The sequence below is a fragment of the Bradyrhizobium sp. GW821-FHT13H06 genome (genome assembly GCF_058803975.1).
Window position 1 is genome coordinate 1 of the sequence record NZ_JBXAPN010000028.1, and the last position, 1,712, is coordinate 1,712.

The 1,712-nt window shown below is 60.4% G+C and carries 4 protein-coding genes; all 4 read right to left on the reverse strand.

The genetic code is table 11. The annotated features are described in order from the left end of the window. Positions 1–287: 287 nt before the first annotated feature. From AC1RQP_RS40125 to AC1RQP_RS40140, 4 genes are read right to left on the reverse strand one after another with little or no spacing between them, the layout of a single operon-like run. Positions 288–758, reverse strand: coding sequence for a hypothetical protein (locus AC1RQP_RS40125; RefSeq protein WP_492943296.1), 471 nt, complete (start codon positions 756–758; stop codon positions 288–290). A 33-nt stretch (positions 759–791) separates the two neighbouring features. Next, positions 792–1,058 carry a hypothetical protein gene (locus AC1RQP_RS40130; protein ID WP_492943298.1) on the reverse strand — a complete coding sequence of 89 codons (267 nt, stop codon included), beginning with the start codon at positions 1,056–1,058 and terminating at the stop codon, positions 792–794. Further along, positions 1,045–1,299, reverse strand: coding sequence for a hypothetical protein (locus tag AC1RQP_RS40135; RefSeq protein ID WP_492943300.1), 255 nt, complete (start codon positions 1,297–1,299; stop codon positions 1,045–1,047). Before AC1RQP_RS40135 ends, AC1RQP_RS40130 begins: the two co-directional genes overlap by 14 nt. Then, positions 1,296–1,595 (reverse strand): hypothetical protein, encoded by a 300-nt coding sequence (locus tag AC1RQP_RS40140; protein WP_492943302.1) that lies wholly within the window; start codon positions 1,593–1,595, stop codon positions 1,296–1,298. Before AC1RQP_RS40140 ends, AC1RQP_RS40135 begins: the two co-directional genes overlap by 4 nt. Between the last annotated feature and the right edge of the window lie 117 nt (positions 1,596–1,712).

Below are 1,712 nucleotides of genomic sequence, written 5' to 3' on the forward strand. Positions count from 1 at the left end.
ACAACAAGGCCACCCGCATCACGGTCGAGCGCAAGCGCGCCGTGCTCGATGCATGGGCCGCCGAGCTGCGGCGGATCATCGCGACGGCGGATGCGGGGCTGCGCAAGGCGGCGTGACGACCTTCCCCACGGTGCCGTGGGAAGGTAGCTTTCCGACAGAATTGTCCCACAGAACCGCGGGACAGTGCCCATGGCTCACGGCCGTCCCGACCAATTGGGATGGATTGATCGGGACGACCGGGCCGAACATTTCGTGACAGGCGCGCGTCACGATATTCTCGGCTCATGTCATGAGGGGTTCTTGGTCCAACCTCGCCAGCTGTTCAGCGCTCGCAATGCTTCCTCGCGCGCCTTTGCCTGCTCGGCTTCAGACAGGGTTTGGAGGTGATCTTGCCGCAGCGCCTTCGACAGCTTGCCGAACGTCACGCCGTCCATCGTAGCCCTTCCCAGCGTCTCCTGTAGGCCCTTGATGCGCTTGTTGGCTGCAGTCAGCCTCTCATCAGGCGTCTTGGGTGGTGGCTTGGGTCGGACCTTGGCGGCGTCGATACTCCTGTTCAGTCGCTCGATCTCGGCCCGCAGCCGTTCGATCTCCGCGCGCGCTTCGATCAATTGCTGTTTCGTGACATCGAGTTCGGATTTCGTGACAGGGTCTGGTTTCGTGACAGGCTCTGTCACGATATGCGAGCGCTGCGCTTGTCGCCGTTTTTGCTGCCGTTCCGCAGCTGTCATCGGCCGATCGCCGATCGGTCGCCTGCCCATCAAGGTCTCATTGGTTTCGTGACATGCGGCGCGTCACGTTACTCCTTCGGCAACGCTGGCTTTCGCTGCAGCCGCGCCCGAATTTTCTTGCTCTCGCGCTCGATGCGCAGCACCTGCATCGCCAAGGGTTTCGGCAAGATGGTCGAACGAGTTCAAATGCCTCTGGACGAATTCGCGTTCCCATTCCGGTGTCGTGTCCCAGTCGATTGCCTCGACCACCTTCATGAAGTCCGCCTTCAATGCGTCAGCGACGCGCTGTGCCCAGTCCATGACGGGCGATGGTGGCTCACGTTTGGCCATCATCGCCCTGCGACAGCTCTGAAATTGCGGAGGTGAGAGCGTCGAGCTTTTCCCCGACGTGCTTTCCGAACGCCTCGATGGCGCCCATCGTAGTCGCAGCGTCGCCGTTGCCGAGATACTTCACCCACATGGCGATGGCCTTCTGTTGCTCGGCGATCTCCAACAGTGCAAACGCGATCGCGAATTGCCCGTCACCCTTGCGCGCCTCGGCTTCGCAAAAATCCTGGATATGCATCGTCACTTACCCGCTTGCCGAATGGGCGTGACGTTCTCCGGGAACGGCAACGTGAATTTGGCGAACGGCTTGTCAGGGGCAGCGGCCTCGCACGGTATCACCGTGACCAGCACGTCACGATCGCCGTCGTTCCAGTGCAACGTCAAGATCGCACGCTCCATCAGCTGAACAAATCGCTGTTGGTTCTTTTGGATGAGCAGCCGGACTTCCGGCGTCATGTCGCCATCACCTGAAAACTGACCTTGGTCGGATCGAAGGATGGTGACGTAGTGGTCGTAATCCTTGGCGATGTCATCGGGCATGGTTGTTCCTCCGTCTTCGTGTTCTCCCGGCACACAGCAGCCCGCCCCGTTCAATCAAGAGCGGGCTGTGTAGAGCCAAAATTTTGGAAGGTGCTGCGCGTTGCCAATAAGCCTGAC